This window comes from Antarcticirhabdus aurantiaca (assembly GCF_009765365.1).
Classification (GTDB): domain Bacteria; phylum Pseudomonadota; class Alphaproteobacteria; order Rhizobiales; family Rhizobiaceae; genus Antarcticirhabdus; species Antarcticirhabdus aurantiaca.
In genome coordinates, this window is the sequence record NZ_VTOM01000058.1 from 1 (window position 1) to 1,396 (window position 1,396).

A 1,396-nucleotide genomic window follows, 5' to 3' on the forward strand; every position below is an offset into this window, starting at 1 on the left:
GCTACCTGAACCGCATTCCCTCCAGTCGGCGTTTGGAGCGCGAGGCAGGTCGCAACGTCGAGGTCATGTGGCTGACAGCTCGGCTGTCGCCCGATCACAAGACCATTGCCGAGTTCCGTCGGCAGAACGGTTCCGGCATCGGGCGCGTCTGCGCCCGCTTCGTCGCCCTGTGCCGAGAGATGGGCCTTCTGACGGGCACGCGTGTCGCGATCGACGGCTCGAAGTTCAAGGCGGTCAACAACCGCGACCGCAACTTCACGAAGGCCAAGCTTGAGCGGCGCCGCGAGCAGATCGAGGAAAGTGTCTCACGCTATCTTGCCCAACTCGACACGGCAGACCGGCAGGAGCCGACGCCCGAACTCGCCGCCAAGGTCGCTCGGTTGAACGAGAAGATCGCCCGCCTTGGCCAAGAGATGGAGCGCCTCGCCAGACTAGAGACACAGATGGCGGCGGCCGCCGATCGTCAGGTCTCCTTGACCGATCCGGACGCCCGCTCGATGGCAACCAGCGGACGCGGGTCGGGCATGGTGGGCTACAACGTCCAGGTGGCGGTGGACACCGAACACCATCTGATCGTGGCCCACGAGGTCACCAATGTCGGATCGGACCGGGCCCAACTCAGCGGCATGACGCAGCAGGCCAAACAGGCGCTCCAGGTCGATCGGCTCGAGGCCATAGCCGACCGCGGCTACTACTCCGGCGAGGAGATCCTCGCCTGCGAGCGCGCCGGCATCGCCGTCACCCTACCTCGTCCCATGACGTCCGGCGCCAAGGCGGCGGGACGCTTCGGCAAGGAGGACTTCCTCTATCATCGCGAGAAAGACATCTACCGCTGCCCAGCAGGCGAGACCCTCATCCATCGCACCACCACGGTGGAAAGAGGGATGACGCTCAGCCGCTATTGGACGAACGCTTGCCAGGCTTGCCCATTGAAGGCGGACTGCACGACAGGCAAGGAGCGGCGCGTCACGCGCTGGGAGCACGAGGACGTCCTGGAGACCGTGCAACGCCGGCTCGATGCCGATCCTCAGGCGATGCGGGTGCGGCGCGAGACGGTCGAGCATCCGTTCGGCACGCTGAAGGCGCGAATGGGAGCCACCCACTTCCTGACCCGAACGCTGCCGCGCGTGTCGGCCGAGATGGCGCTCCAAGTCCTGGCCTACAATCTGACGCGTGTCCTCAACATCATGGGAAGCAAGAGGCTCCTCGCCGCAATCAGAGCCTGACCAGGCGGCCACGGCGTCTTGGTCCATCCCATCACGCGAGCCGACGGCATCGCTCTGTCCCTCGACCATCGCAAAAAGCAGCAGTAGAGCGCCGTATCTCTGCGCCCAACCGTGCGATCAGCCCCGAAACCTCAAACAACAACCAAGCTCGACGTTTTGACACGGCCTGG

Annotated in this window: 1 protein-coding gene; it reads left to right on the forward strand. The window is 65.0% G+C overall.

The window, feature by feature from the left end; all coding sequences use genetic code 11:
- On the forward strand, nt 1–1,226 hold a 1,226-nt coding region (locus tag FZN60_RS28505), incomplete at its 5' end, for an IS1182 family transposase (protein WP_158877789.1).
- Nucleotides 1,227–1,396: the final 170 nt, after the last annotated feature.